The organism is Sulfolobus sp. A20 (genome assembly GCF_001719125.1).
In the GTDB taxonomy this organism is placed as follows: Archaea; Thermoproteota; Thermoprotei_A; order Sulfolobales; family Sulfolobaceae; genus Saccharolobus.
Map to the genome: position 1 here is coordinate 36578 of NZ_CP017006.1, position 18039 is coordinate 54616.

Consider the following 18039-nt stretch of genomic DNA (forward strand, 5'->3'; position numbering starts at 1 on the left):
AATGGTTTGTGAATTCCCCGAGTATACTGTGACGCAATGGAATACTAAGCCTAAATTGGGTGGAAGGAGGTGGGTCGAGGGTGTTAAGGAGTTGGAAAGTATTATAATAAAGAGTGGGTTTGGGGTAGGGGTCATCGTAGGCGATCCGGGGATGGGAAAGACTGCTTTACTTCTATCCCTAAAAGATAGATTAGCTAATAGTGGTTTTCATGTAGTCTTCATGGACCTAGCTGGTAAGGATAACTTAGTTGAGGAATTTTGGAAAAATATTAATATGGATAGGCTAAGAGAAGAGGCATATGGTTTCTTGTATAAAAATAGGAAAAACATAGGGTACAGAGGATCTGCTAAACTATTCAAGGAATTTAACGCGTGGTTAAAAATAAGATGCAAGAAACGTGATTATAACGATGATTACGCTCACGTATTCAAGATTTACTGTAACTCTTACTCTGATAGTATAGATGATATGATAAGTTTGATTGATGATATAAGTAGATTAGGAAAGAGCGTTGTATTGCTAATTGACGAGACTAGGAACGTAGAGGGGATAATAAAGCCTTTACACAGACTTTTAAATTCTAATTTGAACTTTAAACTCGTCTTAACTATAATCCCAGATGTTCTTGAATCAATAACTGATGGTGCAATAAGGAGAAGACTAGAGAGTGATGCTTTAAGGATTAATCTTTCACCCCCAATAAATGACGATGAGGTAAGAGGAATTTTAAGTGCCTATTGTGAAGAATACGCTGATGTATTGGCAAATGCTGTGAAGGGAAGTAAGACCGTTAACGAAATCCTAATAAATGCTAGGGAGAGGTATGAGGAGGCTCTCCATAACTGTGTTGGATCATCTTCTGAGTGTATAAAAGGGTTCTTAAGTGGTCTTCCAAGCATAGAAAGTCCTCAAGAGGTATCTAAGAAGTTGGAGGGTATAATTAGGGATGGTATAAATAGTTTAAGAGAACAATTTGGTATTGAATACGTTCATGATAAGGGAAAGAAAATGGTAAATCCAGATAACCAAACAGTTATTCCAGATATTTATTTTAGGACTAAAAATAAGGTTTACATCGGAGATATTAAGATTAGTAATAGGAACAGTATAGATAGTAAAGAGTTAAAAAATGTGATGAAGTTTTCGAGGATAAAGAGGGATGAGGAAACCAATAATGAAGTGGTCAAGTTTATAATATCTAACGTAGACAATGTCGATGTTCCTGCTGGAGTAAAGGTGTTTAAAATAGATAACGAGAAGATAAACAAGATTATTAATGGAGATCGTGAATTGTTACTCCAAGAATTGCGAAGGATTTTGAAAGAGCTAGTATCGTGAGATCTTCCTTAAAGCTAATTTTACGTGTTTACAATTACCTCTTATTGCGAATCCTTTACAGCTACAGCTAGCCCTCAAATTGCCTTGGGTATATTGGATTCTCACCATATAACTTTCTAAAGGATTACTCTCACTATTAATTACGAAAAGATAAGACATTGTGCCCTCGTTCACAGATTTGCTTATTAAGTATGGGTACATTTCATTTTTATACGGCTCCTAAAAAGTTGTAGAGAGTGTAGTGAAATTTTTGATTGACTAATAAAAGTTTCTTGATAAAAGAGTAGCAAACATTAGAGAGGATAGAGCTAACCTTTACCCCTTAGGGCGGTTCACTGGATTACCGCCTTCATCACTTCATAGCTAGTAGGCTTTAACGTCCATTCGTCCAGCAATTGTTCAACCTCTATCCCTTTTTCCTTACTCCACTCTCCTCGAGACTAATATTGAGGAGGAAGGACACGTTCTTATTACCCCTTTTTTAGCTTCCCTCAATAATCTTCCTTCACTAAAAACTTTACCCCGAGGCTTGTCTTTCCTTTGTCAGATACTCTAATTGGCAAGTCCTTTTAAAATCTCGTATAAACGATTTACAAGTTGAGGAAAGACCTTAAGAAATGCTCTTCTACAAAGTTGAGGAAAGCCTCGTCATTTAGGGCGGAGAAGAGGTCAGTTAAGGATAATTTGTGAAAATCGAAGCTTCTTTAGCAAATTTGGGTAATTATTTTAAAAAAGAGTAAAAGCTAAATATATACTTTTAATTTATTGTCATAAGTATAATTCATGCTGATCATTTGTATGATATTTATGAAATACACTATAAATACTTTAACTGAAGTATAAATTTATATAGATGAATTGAAGAGTAATGTTGTGTCTCTTATTCCTTAAAACTAAACTTTCTAAATCTTGATTATTTCAACGAAAACTTTAAAAATATAAAAACTGTTACTAGCTCATGAAGGAAGAATACAACGGAAGTTTGAAAATTAAGGCAAGTAGGGGTTCAATATTTAACGTACTAACCGATCCCTACATCTTCTCTGGTGCCTCTGGTCATATAACGTTATATAAGGTATTTGATAATAAAAAACAAAGCTTTGTTCCTCAAGGGGATGCTATTGATCCAGCAAATAAGTTTAAAGCAGCATTCTTATATCAAGATGAAGAGGGCAATCTTTACGCAATAGATAGTGTTCTAGAAGGACCACAGTTAATAATGGATGAGATATCGTATCGATTTTCAAGTGACGATGGAAATCTGAAAATTTCGTTTTCCTTTATAACTAAAGATGATATCTTAAACGCTAGGTGTGTAGTGGAGTACTCCTCTTCATTCTTTGACGTATTCCGAAGAAAGGCTTATACGAAGAGGGCTAAGTGGTACGGAAATATGGCAGAGCACTTGATAACTAAACACTTCTTCTATTACCTACCGAAATTAGGACCTAACATACAATACAACCTAACAGAGGTTATGAGAATTAGTGGAGATATGAATGAGTTAATACTAAAGCTTAAAGATGCATTAAGGTTAGATTCAGTGTACTTATTGCTTAAGGGAGACAACTTCAAATTAGTAGGTATTGTAAAGAATGGTGAAATAAGGAACGCTATATTAAAACTTGGAAACATGAAATATCTGAATGAAGATGCGTTGAGTAAATTATTCTCCCTAAATGGAAGAGGAGAGTTAATAGTCTACAGAGCAGCAGAAGAAAGCATATTAGAGAAGTTGGAGAACTTAGCATAATGATTTTTTATTTTAAAAACACATTTTTAATACCTCAGCATGTCCTTTAGGCTGGGAGGAGGATTATCGTGCAGGATTCTAAAGAAACAATTTTTGTGTTTCACAGGACTTCTTGATTTGATACGATTCTTTGTGTGGGCAACAATTTGGTTGTTTTGATATAAATTGAATTTTCTTTAGATGGAAAAGTATTTTTAGAGTTATTTATTGGCACGAGTATGGGTTTGATTTCCTAGCATTCACCTAACTTAACGAGAAACACAATAGCTAGCTGAAAATATTCTTCCACAATAGACTCTTGCATAAGTAAAAAATTTTACAGTTGGACGAAATTGTTGTCCACGCATAATTCAGAGCTGATTTCATATAAGTCTACCTCAATAACGCCCATTATAAATACCTGAATCCCTCCTGCTTGAAGGGAAGGCTTTCCTCGTTTTGTAACGAATGTTTTTAATTCATTAAATCTAATATAAATATATGAAACTTCTCAAGGATCAAGTCAATATCAAGAACTTATCTCTACCAATAATTCTCCTAATCTTAGCAGTCAATCCTTATACTGAAATTATGGAGTTCAAATACGAATGGTTATTCATGTTATCTCATTACTTATTATACATTTCTGGTTTTATCATAGCATATAAGATTTTGAGAGGGGAGATACTTTACGTTTTGCCTAGCATAGTTATCGCAACATTTTGGCATATACCATTATTCTTCAACTTAGCTAGTGCTTACGTAGACTGGAGGATCGGCAATGACGTAACCTTATTCTTAGCTGGGATTCTGGGAGGTTTAAGTGTTAATAAATTCTCTTATGCACTGAAGGTCTTTTTGCTTATATTGTGGATGAGCGCAGATTCCGTTTTAGCAGTTTTATTTCTAGTTGAGTTTCCATTATACTCCAACGCTGCATATACTTTTTCGCCATACGCTCCTACTCAAGAGATATTAACTGGAATAGTTATGTTCACCGTTATGATGATTATTTTCGTTTATGTTATAGTGAAAATGTTGAGGGGAATGTTCAAGATATTTTAAGATCTCGTCTAAATAACATGAAGGGTCTTTTTCCCATAAATCTCCTTTAGCAACCAATGCTCTTCCCCCTTAAACCGCCGTTACATACAGTGAAGAAGGGACAATGGGAACACTTAACGTACTTCCATCTCTCCCTTAACTTTCCAACTAAGTCATTTGGCTTATCCCAAATCTCCTTAAGATTATTAATGTTACCTATGGGTATTGGAGTGAACTGGTCCGGATAAACAATTCCTTCTGGGGCTTATATCTGCTATTCTCTCTCCAGACTTGTTTCCACCATTCCTCTTTAATAACTCAAGGACCTCGTTACTAAACCCAGTTTTTATGTATACTAATATTCCATCTACCGGATTATCTGCAGTTAACACTTCCCCATCTTTACTCCTCTCAATAATCTTGTTCACAACTTCATACCTAGTTTTGTTATCAATGTCTAAGCTCATATCAGCCCTACCAGAGTATGCTAGGTGATAAAAGCAAACCCTATTAATTCCCTCCTTTTTCATTATATCAAACACGAAATCAACGTATCTATAATTCAGTTTAGTTATCGTAAACCTTAGACCGGTCTTTATTCCGGCTTGCTTAGCTAATCTTATGCCTTCCATTGCCTTCTTAAATGCTCCTCTAACTCCCCTAAACTTATCATGAACTTCTTCTGGTCCATCAATGCTCACTCCTATGTAACTGACATACTTCTTTAACTCCTCTACTCTTTCCCTTGTTAGCATAGTACCATTTGTTGATAGCTCTACTGAGATTCCATAGTCATATGCCTCCTTAGCTATTGAACTTAAGTCCCTTCTATCTAATGGTTCTCCTCCGGATAATAGAATGTGTTTTACACCCATTTCAGCTGCTTTTTTCACTGCATTAAGCCAAGCTGATAGTGGTAAATCTTGAAATCTGGATAAGCCAGAGTTAGAGTAGCAATGAACACATTTTAAGTTACAATTTCTAGTTACGTTGAACACTAGTACTTTTGGATAGTAGTCTCTTTTACCAGAGTACCTTATTTCATCTGCTTTTTCTGGTCTACCATTAACTAACCTGGAAATACTTATCAAGCTAACCTCACCCTTTTTGGTGTATATAAACAGAAGGGATCTTCGGCTAGATAATCTTTAGTTAATGAATAAGATCTAGCTCTACACCCTCCACAAACTGTTCTGTATTCACATATTCCACACTTTCCTTCAAGTGAGTTAGGATTTCTTAGTGAATTGAAGATTGGTGATTCATTATAGATCTCACTGAACTTCTTAAACTTTATATTCCCAGCTGGTATGGGTAAGAATCCACAAGGATAAACTGTACCGTCATAGGATATAAAGGCGTAACCATTTCCAGCCATACAGCCTCTCGCTCCTTCAATACTTCTCCTCCCGTATTTGGTATCAGGCGGTAGTGGTTTTCTACCTAATTCATTTGATACTCTTATATAATATGGGTTGCAGGTCATCCTTACGTTAATCCCTTCCTTATGCCTCCAATTATAAACTTTCCTCATAAGCATTTCGTTCTCCTCTGGAGTTATCATCATTTCACTAGTCGCCCTTCCAACTGGAATTAATACGAAGATATCCCAATAAATTGGGTTAAGTGATAATACTGTCTCCTTAACCTTCTCTAAGTGATTAATGTTATACTTACTTATAGTAGTATTTATTTGAACTTGAATACCGACTTGCTTGAATGAGTTGATTGCTTTCAATGCTATCTCAAATGCGCCCTTAACTCCTCTAAACTCATCATGAATCTCTTCTGGTCCATCAACACTTATTGAAGCTATAGAGACCCCAGCGTCCCTTAGTTTTTTGGCAATGTTTATATCTATCTTACTCCCACTCGGAGATAATGCAGTGTTTATCTTCTTAGATGAGTATTGGATTATCTCAAAGATGTCATCTCTCTTTAATGCATCGCCTCCACTTATCACGAAGATCTTCACTCCTAAACTGGATAGGTCGTCTACTAATGAAAACACTTCTTTTTCCTCTAGCTCATTAGGTAGTCTGTTCGGAATTGCCTTCGCTCTACAATGTTTACAAGCGAAATCACAAGCCTTTGTACTTTCCCAAACTACGACATAAGGGGCTAACATTTACTTATCACCTCACCATGATAAGGGACTAAGTATTTGTATTCCAAATTAAGTAGATAGTTAAAATACTCTATAGCCTTTTCATAATTCCAAGAGAAGAACTTTATAGGTGGCTTAAGTCCGTTATAATTTCTTATCGCATCTCCAGCTATTAAAACCTCTTTATTGTACAAAACTATGTGACCTTTTGTATGCCCAGGGGTATGGATTACCTTAAAACGACCTAACTCCTCTCCTCCTTTTAGATGAACGTCGATTTCAGGTATTTTGTAATGCATAGAGTTTATCCTCTTCATCGTTAACTTGAACTCCTCTTCACTGACGTTAAACTCTTGCTTAACTTCGTTATAGTTTACGTCATTTAAAATAGTTAGTTCCTCGAGTTCATGAGCATATATCTTAGCCTTTGCTATTTTCTTGATTTCCATAGCGTTTGCGAAGTGATCTGGATGAAAGTGCGTTAAAACTATGTCTGATACGTCTGCAATGGAGAACCCCCATGATCCTAAGTATTTTTCTACGTTATCCAGATTCTCCGGCAAGCTAGTATCTATCATCATAAGACCTCCGTTAGGCCCCTTATCGATTATGACAACGTTATGATTTAAGATTCTTCCGAAAAAGTTAGGCTCTACGAGTTCTAACACTCTAACGTAATCGTTTAGTTTAACCATTTTGGGAGAACCTCGGAACTAGTTCTAATGGAGGAGTGACTTTCTCAGATTTAGTTTCAGAAAGTGACTTACCGTTAATCGTAATTACCTTTTCCGCTATTATATCGCAATATTTACATTCCTCACAGCTTCTACTAGTACAGTCGTTATGTTCAAAGAACGTGATCCAATTCCTAGGAAATTTCGTATTGTCCACGATAACTTTTTCAAGTATATCGTAAAAATTAGGTCCGTTAACCTTTCTCATTACTTTTGGCACTGCTCTACCTTGAGGGTAGCTTACAATATCTAATAAATTACCCTCATATTTCCTCTCAACATAAGCTTTTACTACATTTACTAACCATTCAGTTTTCTTATTTCTGCCAGCTATCTTAAACCTATCTATTCCAATGTTCTCGTAAAATGATAAGTCTTCTGGTCTAATCCACCTCATCCTTATTATGTTTGCCAAGTCATTCCTAACTTCCGTTGCACAAAACAGTATAGGATACTCGAACCACACGTTGTTTAAACCATCATGGGAAGAAGTTATTGATGATACAATATCATGAGATAGTCTGTATGGACATCCCCATAGACAGGAGTTGTTAAGTATCAGTTCAATATCAGCCCTATATCTGAAGTTAGATACTAGGCTCCTCAACAGCTTAAAATTTCTGTTCTCATCTTCATTCACGATTATGGTGTTAGCTCCCATATTAACGTATTCCTCAAACTCCCTGATATTATGTACCCTAGCATAGGATGAGATGGAAACTTCTATATTTTGATACTCCTTCTTAATGTAATAAACTAGAAATGGAAGAGCTAGAATAAAACCATCAACTCCGATATTAATTAATTTGTCTACTTCTTTCTTTAAACTTTCTAGAAATGTAGACGAGTACTCCTTACCATTCAATGTAGCAGTGTTCATAGTATAAAGGAATTTTATGTTATAAGAATGAGCTATGTCTATATGTTCCTTTAACCTCTCATCGTCTACTTTAGGTAATATGAAGGATGCCCTACCATGACCAGTTATACTTTTCGTTTGGCTCCCAAAAATGTACTTAACGGGATAATTCCTAACCTTCTCCAAGAGGGAATCGTCAAAATTAGTTGCTAAAACAAGCCTCATAATAGATTTACTGTCGTAAAAACGATTTAAGGATTTAATGTTGGACTGATTAACGTTTTGAACCTAAAAATATGTATACTGTTCCAAGAGCTTTTTCTTCAAAGATCTTTAGGTTAAGGATTTTGCTTATAGTATTTTTCAATTGGGTATTTGTGGGTATCCTTTGATAAATGTAGAAAATGTATTTATAATCCCTCGATTTAGCTCCAACTAAACACGCTAAATAAGGCTGAATATAGCCTAAATAAAACGATACGTACTTTCTATACACCATGTTATCTGATTTTCCCATCGCTATCACTCCAACACAACCTCTAGATACTCTAGCCATTTCTTTTACCACTTCCCCAATATCGTCTGCAGAGTGTAAAGCAAAGCTACTTACTACGCAATCGAAACTTTCATCTCTAAACGGTAATTTATAGAAGGACCCTTGAACTCGGTCTGCTTTAACAAAAGAGTTTAGTAACATATTTTCAGCATAATCTACCATGATCGTTTCACCTTTGATCATTTTATTTATGATATAAGATAGTTCACCCTTACCGCTTGCGACGTCTAATATTCTTCTTGTATCGGGGTAGTAATTAGATATATATTTTACCAGGGTTGCTCTCCATTCTACATCCTTAAAGAAGGAAACTAAAGCGTTAGCCCTATCATAAAATTTTGGTAGATCATTATAAATTTTCTGTAATTCCTCATTACTAACTCTTACCACGTTAATAGAAATATAATACGTAACTTTAAAGCTTTTTAACCTTTAGCTAATCATGTATAGAATTATAAGTTCCACTGTTTCATTTGACTTCCTACACTCCATAAATGGCTAAGTTTTCCTCATTTTTTAAAGCAAGAGAAAATTTTACAATAATAGTAGAGATAGAATTTCAATTTAATAATTAACTAGAAGAATATTTCTCTATTATTTTTTTAACAGCACTAGCTACGTTATCCCAACTTGAGTAAAGATTTAAGAACCTCATTAACTCTTCATCGTTCATTAAATCCTCAATTTCCTTTTCTCTCAGGGATAAAATCTTTGAAGCCTCTTCTGCAATTCTCGCTTTATCAAATTCTTTAACGATTTTAACAGCCTTTAATCTTCCGTAAACGCTTCTTATTGCAGGAATGTCATAAGCTATAACAGGGGTTCCTAAGGCTAAGGCTTCTAAAACTACTAGGGAGAAGCCATCTACATGTGATGGATAGATAAATAGTTTCGCCTTAGATACTACCTCATTTAACCTATCTCTGGGTAAAAAGCCTAGGTACTCCACTTCTAATCCATATTTCTTAACTTTATTCCAAAAGACTCTTTCGTTGTATCTGTCGAAAAACTTTCCTGCTATAATTAGCTTGACCTTTCTGCTCATCATCTTCAAGATATCTGGTAGCTCTGGCAGACCTTTATCCTGGTTTAACCTACTCCAGAAAATGATATACTCCTCTTTACCCCTATTCCTATATTTTAATAATTCGGGGTCAAATGCATTACCCGGTATTAGAAGTTCAGTTTTTATTCCAAACTTGTTTAAATTGGTATCTGCTAAGGGACCCTCAGATACTCCAGCGACGAAGGTTGGCTTAATCTCTTTTAGAAGTCTAATATATTTTCTCTTGACATATTGGTTATAAAAAAACCTCGTATAGAAGCCTTTACCAGTATAAGGATTAAACGTGTAGAATTTCATTAATCTTTTCAAATAATGTAGAGAATCATCATAAAATAAGGGTACATGTAGAGTTAAACCGAACTCTCTCTTTTTCCCTAAATAAAAGATGTCGAATGAGGTATGATCTGGTTCATATAGAAAATCTACCTTATCTACATCATATTGCTTAGATATCTCTAAGGCTAATTTCTCTTGGTTTAAAAACTTTTTAACACCCCTTAACATTGATGAATATTTAGTATAGTTATCAAGAAGGGAAAAGAACTCGTCAACGACCTCTATCCCATTTCTTCTTAACTCTTTAGCCTTTTCCTCTAACTTATCCTTATCCCAAATGAAAACTGTACTAGATGGATAGTATATTATTTTGAAACTTTTCTTTAGCCTAGAGATTACTTCATAAGCGTGGACAGCCCCTCCTCCTGCAAATATGGGAGAGAGGAAGTTGTTGTAAACTATCCCCAGTCTCACGAATTAGCTTTATATTGCAGAAAATAAATCACTAACTATGAATTTGTTGCATAAAAAGATTTATTTGAGTATTCTATTAGTTATTTTGTGTGAGAAATGAGCATTGAAATTTCTGGTATAGAAAAACTTAAAGAGGGCTCATTATTTTACCTTATTTTACTAATCCTAGGAGTGGTATTACCTATACCAATACTTATTGAGATTAGTTTAGCCGGTGCTCTGATTGAAACTAGTTTAGCTGGTGCTCTGGCAACTGGATTATCTCAACAGTCTGGGTCGTCCTCCTTGATATCTCCCTTTTCATCTGGGCTATTATTTTTAGGAATACTACTATCGGGAATTATAGTCCTTTTTTCCTTATTCTTCATGTTTTACTGGAATTCAATTAAGGGATTCTATTCGCTAATAGCCTCAGGTAAGAAGGACGTTAGAGGTGGTATCTATTCCTTAAATGTTATCCTCATAGGAGGAGTAGTGATCTTAGCTGGTGTAGTAACGTCTTTTTCAAGTATCTACTTTCTGAATATAGCTCAAACTTTACTTACGATAGGAATAATTTTAGGAGTGATAGGCTTTGTAGTCGGTTCAGTAGGATTCATAATATTAGGCTTAAATTTTAGTGCCTTAGGTAGGATATATTTCAACAGTTCTGTAAGGAACGCTGGTCTGATGATTTCATCAGCATCAATTCTCTTCTTAGTCGGATCTGTAATAGTTTACCTTACTTCACCGGAGTTCGCATCACTTATACACATATCCATTATCAATCTAACTATAACTATCATAGGTATATTTATAGGAATATTGTCAAGCTCAGTAGGTTACACATTAGATCTAATAGGTTTCATTACCTTGTATTCTAACTTAAAGGAGCCTACAAATATTCTCAATACTAGCCCGGAAGTACTGCAACAGAGCGGAGTGCTACAACAGAGGGGATTTGTTAGTGAACAATATGGTAGCCAACAAGTAAGAACTATTAGCGAGATAGTTTCCGGAACACTAAGTAGTAGCGGGATAGCTAGATTATCAATTTACTCTCAGCATCCTTTACAAATTTTGAGTGCTACATTAGTGGGATCGGAGTTGACGACTAATGACATAACCCCAAGTGAATTAAAGGTGGGAATAAATGATGTTATTATTAACTTCAAGACAGCCCTTGTCTTATCTAAAGGATCTATGTATAGTATAGAACTTTTACTCTCTAACGGGCAAAAGATAAGTGCTAAAGCTACTTATAATTGACTTCCTCACTATTATAAATGACGAGGCTTCTCTCGACTTTGTAAATAGAGATGTCTAGAATCTAAACAAATTTATTAAATAACACGTGAAATGGGATTCTGACTTTCCGCGATAAAGGTTCCCTTAGGGCTATTAATGGGTTTATTCATTTTCATCACTTCCAATAGGTGTGTTTACCCCACTCGTCCAGCTATGGTTCAGCCAGATTTGCCCCTTTTCCCTCACCCCCTTAGGCTCGTATTGAGGAGAAGGGCACACTCTCACTACCCCTTTTTGACTTCCCTCCATGTCCTTTGCAAAAATATCACCCCTGCCTTAAAAGGCTTGCCTTCCATTTATCAGCTAGAAGAATTTCATGTTGAGATCAGTATTAGATAGAGGGATTTAAGCGAGGCTAATGAACCTGCTCATTTACATCAGGATAATTGAAAGAGCAACCTTAAGGCTATGAAAACTAATTATCATAAGTTACGTATTATCTAAAAATATATTAGTTGATTATCCCTAATTGATGCACATTTACTTAATTTGTGTTCTATTATGTGCTCTTTATCTATTATATGAATTACTTTAAATCCCTTAGCGTAAAACCAATCGGAAATAATCTTCCTATGACAATTCCAAGGTAGGCGTTCAGCACACATTATTGCTACATTTCTCGTACTAGCTAGTTTTAGTAAATTGTCTAATGCGTTTTTAGCTTTTTCAGAAGTCGTTATGTAAGTAGCATAAGCTCTAAAGCCTTCACTCTGGAAGCATTTAGCTATTCCTAGATCATTGACGTCTTTACCAAATTTTCTATAGCCTCCTAATTCCTCTAACCAAATGTACTCAATGGGTTGTTTCTCTAGGTTCTCTTTGTTAAAATGTGGAAATTTTCTACTTTTAGGCCATCTTCTGACATCAACCAGTAGGCCTATTTTATACTCTAATAATAACTCAATTAACTCATCTAAAGTCCTGTTTGAGTGACCGACAGTATATAGAATCATGGAAAAATTAGATTACGTATTCTAATAATACCCTTCCTCTTTCATTTAACAACAGTAAATTACCATCCCCAATCTTTATTTTATATTTTGATCTACCAAGTATAAAGTTTATGAGAATATATTCATCTTCATTTACGTCAATGTGTAAAACAACACCATACTTGTTTATTGTCTCTTCAAGTTTTTTGAGCATCTTTTGAGTATCATTACTATATTGAGCTATCACGTTAGTCACTTCATCGAAAAGTTCTTTTAGGTATTTCTCAGATGATCGGTACAAAGGAAAGCACCCCAATTATAATATACATGAGGAAGTTATAAAGTAAGTCTTTGGCTATCTTACATAATACGGCTTTAGATTAGATCGCACATCTCCCTTACACTCAAATAATTTTTGAAGGTTATACATTCCCATATATGGTATTATCTAGCAATATTTTAGATATTTTTATGACTTTTTAGCCTTTTCTGACTTTCTCCCCGCCATGAATGGCTAGGCTTTCATCGCATTGTAAGGTTAATCAGAGTGTTAATTCGCAAATATTTTACTATTTGATAAAAGAACGGCAAACCTTTTAAGGCGGGATAAAAGTTTTTAAACTCTTTTTCCCACCTCTTCCTATGGAACTCCCTTCTGGTCAACTTCTCTATGAGGAGCGGGAGCCGATTTTTCCCATTACCTCCGCACTGTAACTGTCAGATTATTCCCTAATGGAGCACAACAGAGGAAATTGAGAAAATTAGCTGATGCTTCAGCTAAACTATGGAACGAGGTCAACTACGAGAGAAGACAACAGTTCTTCCAACATTAGATTTAGCCAAACCTAGTACGTCAATAAGTTGGATATTGATGAATGCTATAACATCTCTATATCCATTTAACGACGCCATAAATTTAGCTATATATGGTTAATTTGTAATTTATATAATAATTCTGTTTTTACTATATCCTAAAATTTTCAGATAATTAAGTTTAAAATTCAATATATTTATCGGCATCAGGATCTGGATGGGCTGTGACTAATATTAACTCATTATTCTTGTTCTTGGCAATAATGTATCTTATTTTAGCACAAGATTTAAAGTGGATAATCACTCTCCATCTTTCAATTTCTCCTAAGCGTGTATTCGGAACTTGTAGTGTTCCTTTTACCCTCTCAAGGAAAGATAGCACTTCACTACCGAGTGGGTCAATATCGTTAAACCCTTTCATATAGTTTCTTATATCTTCGAGGTGTTTCCGCAAATGATTAGAGAAGATCAGCATGCATTAGCACTTTTTCACTATCCATTGTGTCCTTTATTTCTATCTCTATCTTTAACGGTCTGTATAATTTGTCTAGCTTAATTATAACCTCCCCTTCTATATGAGCCCAATGCTCAACAACTCCCTCTGCCAAGGTTATTTCCATAATATAATCTTTTAGAAATTTTATTTCATTATTCGCTCTCTCTATCTCATTAATCACTTTTTCACTATCCATTGTGTCCTTTATTTCTATCTCTATCTTTAACGGTCTGTATAATTTGTCTAGCTTAATTATAACCTCCCCTTCTATATGAGCCCAATGCTCAACAACTCCTTCGTTGAGATCAACGTATATCCAACCATGCTCAGCTTTAACCTTAGACTTTGCCCTTATTCTTGACGCCTCAGATAAAATTTCTTCAGGCGATAAAGGTATATCTATGATTGGTTTCCCATTCTTTCTTAAATACTCAGCGTACTTCTCCAGAAACTCAGCGTACTTCTCTAGCTGTTCTTCCATAGTGAATATTTGGAATCTAAAGATATAAAATTGTATAGTCATAATGCGATTATATGCTTGACTTCCTCTCCACCACGAAGGGAGGGGCTTTTCCTCATATTTTATAAAAAATTATTGATATTCTTAAAAATTTTTAGTAGACTTAATCTGGTGAATGTACTCTTTTTAAACTACCAATCTAGAACGTAAAGGATTTTAATCTCATTTCAAACATAGTTTAGATTCTGGTAAATACTTATATTTCTAGTTTATAATAAGAGAATTATGCGAAGAAGAGACTTTTTAAAGTTAATGGTTCTTTCAGCTTCCTTAATAACACTTTATCGACTGGGTAGTTATGAGATTAATTCCTTACAACATTCTAATGGTTTAACTCCTTTCGGAAGTTGGTACGTAGTACAAATAGCTGAAACTCCTTCAATAAATCTTAATAATTACGTATTAACAGTAGATGGAGATGTTGAAAATCCTTTACAAATAACTTATAACGAATTAACTTCAATGCCTTCTGTCACCATAAAAGATACTATACAATGTGTTTCAGACCCTCTATTCTTAAGGGCAAACGTTGAGTGGACTGGTGTTCCTTTAAGGTATATACTTAACATGGCTAACCCTAAAGCTTCGGCAATTAAGGTTTTGACATTTGGTGCAGAGGGTTATACAGCAGATTTACCCTTATGGAAGGCAATGGAAGATGATACATTAGTAGCTTACATGGTTGACGGAAAGCCCCTACCTCAAGTTCACGGATATCCAGTTAGAATGGTTGTTCCCAGGTGGTGGGGTTATACATATACTAAGTGGCTTGTGAGAATTCATGTAACATCGAAGAATGTTCTAGGCTATTGGGAAAGTCTGGGGTATCCTGATGTTGCAAGGAAGGACTAATAGATTATTAATAATAACGTCTACTCTAATCATCTCTTTAGGGGCTATTTCAAAATTGATACCCCTTTTTGTCATAGGGATTGTAATGATGGTTAACAATTACAAGAAGACGTTCAATCCAATATCTAAGGATTCAATTTATAACCCGGAACTTCAAAGACAAACTGCTTACATATTATTCATCTTAGCCATATTAGAAGGAATTACGGGCTTTGGTGCGGGTCCCCAAACCTCAACTTTCATAACAGTAATGACGTTAGGATTATTAAACAGAGGAAACAGCTTGGAGCTACATTTAATATTAATAGCCCCTCTAGCCTTCTTCTTCATACTACACTCTACCTCTGGTTTAGGAAATTTGTTGTTAAGAAAAGGAGTTAAGAGTAAAGCTATTTATAGTTACGTCCTACCGTTAGCGATGTTGACGTTGTTTGCAATAGCCTTCTATCTAGATACCTTATACTTCTTCTAGCGATAGAGCTAAATCCTTTATTTTTAATTTCTGACTTGTGGAGTATTGCATAGAATTAGAAGGAGTAACTAAGAGTTTCACTAAAATAAAGGCTCTCGATGAGCTAAGCTTCAAAGTACCTTGTGGAGAATCCTTTGCTCTCTTAGGTCCTAATGGAGCTGGGAAGTCTACAACGCTTAGAATACTATCTGGCTTGTTGAAGCCCGATTCGGGAAAAGTAATGGTTTGTAATTCCACTCCGGATTTGGCAGGGGACTGTATTGGATATTTACCAGAGGACGCCTTACCTTTCTTAAACTTAACAGTAAAGGAGAACTTAGAATACATAGCATTGTTGAGGGGAGTAAGGGATTATAAGAGTAGAATAGTTGAACTAGCTTCCTTTCTTCATTTAGAGGATTTAGATAAGCCAGCAGGATCCCTGTCCAGAGGTAATAGACAGAAATTAGCAATTGCGATGACTTTAATTCACAGACCAAGAGTTTTGCTCCTAGACGAACCACTGAATTACCTAGACCTACCAACACAAGAAGAAGTGATCAAGTACTTGAGAGGATTGAACTCCACTATGCTCGTCTCTACACACATAATGTCTATTGCAGAGAGGCTTACGTCGTACGTCATTATAATTAATAAGGGAAGAGTTATTTGGGAGGGTAGAATGGATGATCTGAAAAAACTCTCTAAAAACGAGGAGAGATTGGAAGAAGTAGTAGCAAGAATTATGGGTGGGAAAATTTGAGGTTAACCAGGTTATTTTACTTTTACGTTAAATCGAGATATACTAAGGGATTCATAATCGTTAGTTTAATCTCTTATTTATTCATAGCCCTCTTAGCATGGGTTAGATTAACTCATCCTTATATTGAATTAGGAGTAGTGGGCGAAGACATAATATTTTGGGGTTCACTTAGTATTGTCATCTTTGGTCTAATTTATCCCTCTTACCTAACAAAATCTGAAATGGATTTCGTATTAATTTCTACTAAAGTTAAACTATTTAACTTAATTCTAATTAAACAATTGGGAGATTCACTTATCCTCCTACTCATCTTCCTATTCTTTTCTATACTCTCCTCTTCATCCGTATTAATCAGTGTGATAGGAGTAATCCTCTTCTCGCTATTCCTTTCAAGTTTGTTTATAATAGGAGGAGTATTAAACTTACAGAGGAGGATATTAATAAACGTACTTTTCCTAGCATATCTGCTTGCCTCATTCTTTGTATATCCTTCGATTAATCTGATATATCTACTTATCAATCCTTCACCCTTTTCGTTATTATATTACGTAATACTCCTAGGTCTTATGGAAGTTTTCTTGTACAAGATAAGTAAAGAACTTAAGGAGAGGGCTATTTCGTTAACCATTTATCCCTCTGAGTTTAAGAACCCAATAGATTTTCCTTTCCCTTCTTCATTCTTTGGGTCGATCCTCTACACTACGTTCTTTTCAACAACTATGAGATTTGGATTTTATGGGAGTGGTACGAAAAATTTAAGGATACCAACTCTTATCATAGTTATTCCTCCCTCGGTTGTAGGGGCTTTAATTTTGATGCTATTTAAATCATCAATAGTAATAAATAACCTCTTATTGATTTACTGTGTAACCTTTTACGTTACGTTCATAGGACAATCATTTCAAAACGAGAGATTATGGATAGATTTTGTAGGATTGAACTTGATGAAATATATAAGGACTAGAATGTTTGCTAGATTGTTACTTTCATACACTGTAATTTCACCATTTGGAATAGTTGAGATTGCACATCACCTACTAGGAATCGGAATAAGTTTATTTGCACTACCTTTATCCTCAGTACCACTTACCTGGTTACTAATCTCTTTTAGACCACCTCCACAAATTAGGGACATCGAGCAAATACCATTCAAATTCTCTCTTATGGGAGTATTGATTTTCATAGCTTTAGCTGTCACTATTTGGAGCCCTACTCTCTACGTTATTACCACAAACAATGTAGTTTTCTCTTTATATCTCTTCTTATCGTACTTTTTAATATATTTAATAATTCTTTATGGACCGTTTTCTGAAAGACTTTGGAAGGATTTCGTTGAAAGACTATCTATAAATAATTACTGTTAACGAAAACTAATGTAGTTATTAGGAATATTATAGTCCATATCATCAAGGGGAAGTGTACAGTAAACAAAAAGTAATGCTATATAATATGTTGCGGAGTACCTATGCTTGACTCTGAAGATGTAAAGTTATATTTATAATTATGTACCCGTCACGAGAGTCCATCCCGTAGTCGGCAGTTTCAGTGTGACTATTAAGTTTATACAACTCCATACTAATATTTTTACATAATGCCAGATGTGGGTATGTATCCCGAAAGGCTGGCATAGCCCAAGATGTTCCCCCACTGTGGGTTGGGGTTATCCCGCTAATGGGGCGGGTGAAGGCGAAAAATTCGCTTGACTCCCGTGAAGCCCAAGGGTTGATATATATGAGAT

General features: G+C 35.2%; 21 protein-coding genes and 1 pseudogene. 9 read left to right on the forward strand and 13 right to left on the reverse strand.

Going from position 1 to position 18039, the window contains the following annotated elements:
* Position 1 precedes the first annotated feature (1 nt).
* Positions 2–1339: an ATP-binding protein gene (locus BFU36_RS00125; RefSeq protein ID WP_069281299.1), complete on the forward strand. Its 1338-nt coding sequence runs from the start codon at positions 2–4 to the stop codon at positions 1337–1339.
* On the opposite strand, the gene BFU36_RS14460 is transcribed toward BFU36_RS00125, so the two are convergent.
* The gene (locus tag BFU36_RS14460; protein ID WP_083216318.1) at positions 1328–1540 is read right to left on the reverse strand and encodes an SWIM zinc finger family protein; all 213 of its coding nucleotides are present in this window, start codon (positions 1538–1540) and stop codon (positions 1328–1330) included. The two genes, BFU36_RS00125 and BFU36_RS14460, sit on opposite strands and share 12 nt — an antisense overlap.
* 757 nt (positions 1541–2297) lie before the next feature.
* Here BFU36_RS14460 and BFU36_RS00130 point away from each other — a divergent pair.
* Together BFU36_RS00130 and BFU36_RS00135 are read left to right on the forward strand one after the other, a co-directional pair.
* Complete coding sequence (locus tag BFU36_RS00130; RefSeq protein ID WP_069281300.1) at positions 2298–3092, forward strand: hypothetical protein; 795 nt, start codon at positions 2298–2300, stop codon at positions 3090–3092.
* A gap of 480 nt (positions 3093–3572) precedes the next feature.
* Entirely contained in the window at positions 3573–4136 is a 564-nt protein-coding gene (locus BFU36_RS00135; protein WP_069281301.1) for a DUF1404 domain-containing protein, read from the forward strand.
* Positions 4137–4182: 46 nt separating this feature from the next.
* Here the strand turns inward: BFU36_RS00135 and BFU36_RS14135 are convergent, their stop codons facing one another.
* From BFU36_RS14135 to BFU36_RS00165, 7 genes are all read right to left on the reverse strand, one after another.
* On the reverse strand, positions 4183–4368 hold the full coding sequence (locus tag BFU36_RS14135) for a hypothetical protein (RefSeq protein WP_342719107.1): 186 nt from the start codon (positions 4366–4368) through the stop codon (positions 4183–4185).
* Positions 4328–5206: a radical SAM protein gene (locus BFU36_RS00140; RefSeq protein ID WP_231961186.1), complete on the reverse strand. Its 879-nt coding sequence runs from the start codon at positions 5204–5206 to the stop codon at positions 4328–4330. Before BFU36_RS00140 ends, BFU36_RS14135 begins: the two co-directional genes overlap by 41 nt.
* Positions 5203–6243 (reverse strand): radical SAM/SPASM domain-containing protein, encoded by a 1041-nt coding sequence (locus BFU36_RS00145; RefSeq protein WP_069281302.1) that lies wholly within the window; start codon positions 6241–6243, stop codon positions 5203–5205. Before BFU36_RS00145 ends, BFU36_RS00140 begins: the two co-directional genes overlap by 4 nt.
* Positions 6237–6917 carry an MBL fold metallo-hydrolase gene (locus tag BFU36_RS00150; RefSeq protein ID WP_069281303.1) on the reverse strand — a complete coding sequence of 227 codons (681 nt, stop codon included), beginning with the start codon at positions 6915–6917 and terminating at the stop codon, positions 6237–6239. Before BFU36_RS00150 ends, BFU36_RS00145 begins: the two co-directional genes overlap by 7 nt.
* The gene (locus tag BFU36_RS00155) at positions 6910–8040 is read right to left on the reverse strand and encodes a peptidase U32 family protein (protein ID WP_069281304.1); all 1131 of its coding nucleotides are present in this window, start codon (positions 8038–8040) and stop codon (positions 6910–6912) included. The genes BFU36_RS00150 and BFU36_RS00155 overlap by 8 nt, the downstream gene beginning before the upstream one ends.
* 49 nt (positions 8041–8089) lie before the next feature.
* Entirely contained in the window at positions 8090–8773 is a 684-nt protein-coding gene (locus BFU36_RS00160) for a class I SAM-dependent methyltransferase (protein WP_069281305.1), read from the reverse strand.
* 169 nt (positions 8774–8942) lie between these two features.
* Positions 8943–10187 carry a glycosyltransferase family 4 protein gene (locus BFU36_RS00165; protein WP_069281306.1) on the reverse strand — a complete coding sequence of 415 codons (1245 nt, stop codon included), beginning with the start codon at positions 10185–10187 and terminating at the stop codon, positions 8943–8945.
* A gap of 96 nt (positions 10188–10283) precedes the next feature.
* Here BFU36_RS00165 and BFU36_RS00170 point away from each other — a divergent pair, with 96 nt between their 5' ends.
* Positions 10284–11435, forward strand: a complete 1152-nt coding sequence (locus BFU36_RS00170) for a DUF973 family protein (RefSeq protein ID WP_069281307.1) — start codon at positions 10284–10286, stop codon at positions 11433–11435.
* Between the two features lie 141 nt (positions 11436–11576).
* Here BFU36_RS00170 and BFU36_RS13735 read toward each other — a convergent pair whose 3' ends face one another.
* The 3 genes from BFU36_RS13735 to BFU36_RS00180 all read right to left on the reverse strand — a co-directional run bounded on the left by BFU36_RS13735 (position 11577) and on the right by BFU36_RS00180 (position 12707).
* Entirely contained in the window at positions 11577–11723 is a 147-nt protein-coding gene (locus BFU36_RS13735; RefSeq protein ID WP_156770039.1) for a hypothetical protein, read from the reverse strand.
* 191 nt (positions 11724–11914) lie between these two features.
* Positions 11915–12427: a DUF488 family protein gene (locus BFU36_RS00175; protein ID WP_083216319.1), complete on the reverse strand. Its 513-nt coding sequence runs from the start codon at positions 12425–12427 to the stop codon at positions 11915–11917.
* A 7-nt stretch (positions 12428–12434) separates the two neighbouring features.
* Positions 12435–12707, reverse strand: coding sequence for a hypothetical protein (locus BFU36_RS00180; RefSeq protein WP_143576875.1), 273 nt, complete (start codon positions 12705–12707; stop codon positions 12435–12437).
* 412 nt (positions 12708–13119) lie between these two features.
* Here BFU36_RS00180 and BFU36_RS14525 point away from each other — a divergent pair.
* Positions 13120–13239, forward strand: a pseudogene (locus tag BFU36_RS14525) (helix-turn-helix domain-containing protein); the annotation flags it as partial.
* A gap of 161 nt (positions 13240–13400) precedes the next feature.
* On the opposite strand, the gene BFU36_RS00185 reads toward BFU36_RS14525, so the two are convergent.
* Both BFU36_RS00185 and BFU36_RS00190 read right to left on the reverse strand, forming a co-directional pair.
* The gene (locus BFU36_RS00185; protein ID WP_069281309.1) at positions 13401–13694 is read right to left on the reverse strand and encodes a hypothetical protein; all 294 of its coding nucleotides are present in this window, start codon (positions 13692–13694) and stop codon (positions 13401–13403) included.
* The gene (locus tag BFU36_RS00190; protein WP_069281310.1) at positions 13678–14196 is read right to left on the reverse strand and encodes a hypothetical protein; all 519 of its coding nucleotides are present in this window, start codon (positions 14194–14196) and stop codon (positions 13678–13680) included. Before BFU36_RS00190 ends, BFU36_RS00185 begins: the two co-directional genes overlap by 17 nt.
* A gap of 264 nt (positions 14197–14460) precedes the next feature.
* Between BFU36_RS00190 and BFU36_RS00195 the strand changes: the two genes are divergently transcribed.
* The 4 genes from BFU36_RS00195 to BFU36_RS00210 are packed head-to-tail and all read left to right on the forward strand — an operon-like array spanning position 14461 to position 17665.
* Complete coding sequence (locus BFU36_RS00195) at positions 14461–15087, forward strand: molybdopterin-dependent oxidoreductase (RefSeq protein WP_069281311.1); 627 nt, start codon at positions 14461–14463, stop codon at positions 15085–15087.
* On the forward strand, positions 15068–15559 hold the full coding sequence (locus BFU36_RS00200; protein WP_069281312.1) for a hypothetical protein: 492 nt from the start codon (positions 15068–15070) through the stop codon (positions 15557–15559). The genes BFU36_RS00195 and BFU36_RS00200 overlap by 20 nt, the downstream gene beginning before the upstream one ends.
* Before the next feature lie 37 nt (positions 15560–15596).
* A complete protein-coding gene (locus BFU36_RS00205) occupies positions 15597–16301 on the forward strand; it encodes an ABC transporter ATP-binding protein (protein WP_069281313.1) in 705 nt (234 codons plus the stop codon).
* On the forward strand, positions 16298–17665 hold the full coding sequence (locus tag BFU36_RS00210) for a hypothetical protein (protein ID WP_069281314.1): 1368 nt from the start codon (positions 16298–16300) through the stop codon (positions 17663–17665). The genes BFU36_RS00205 and BFU36_RS00210 overlap by 4 nt, the downstream gene beginning before the upstream one ends.
* The last annotated feature ends 374 nt before the right edge of the window (positions 17666–18039 follow it).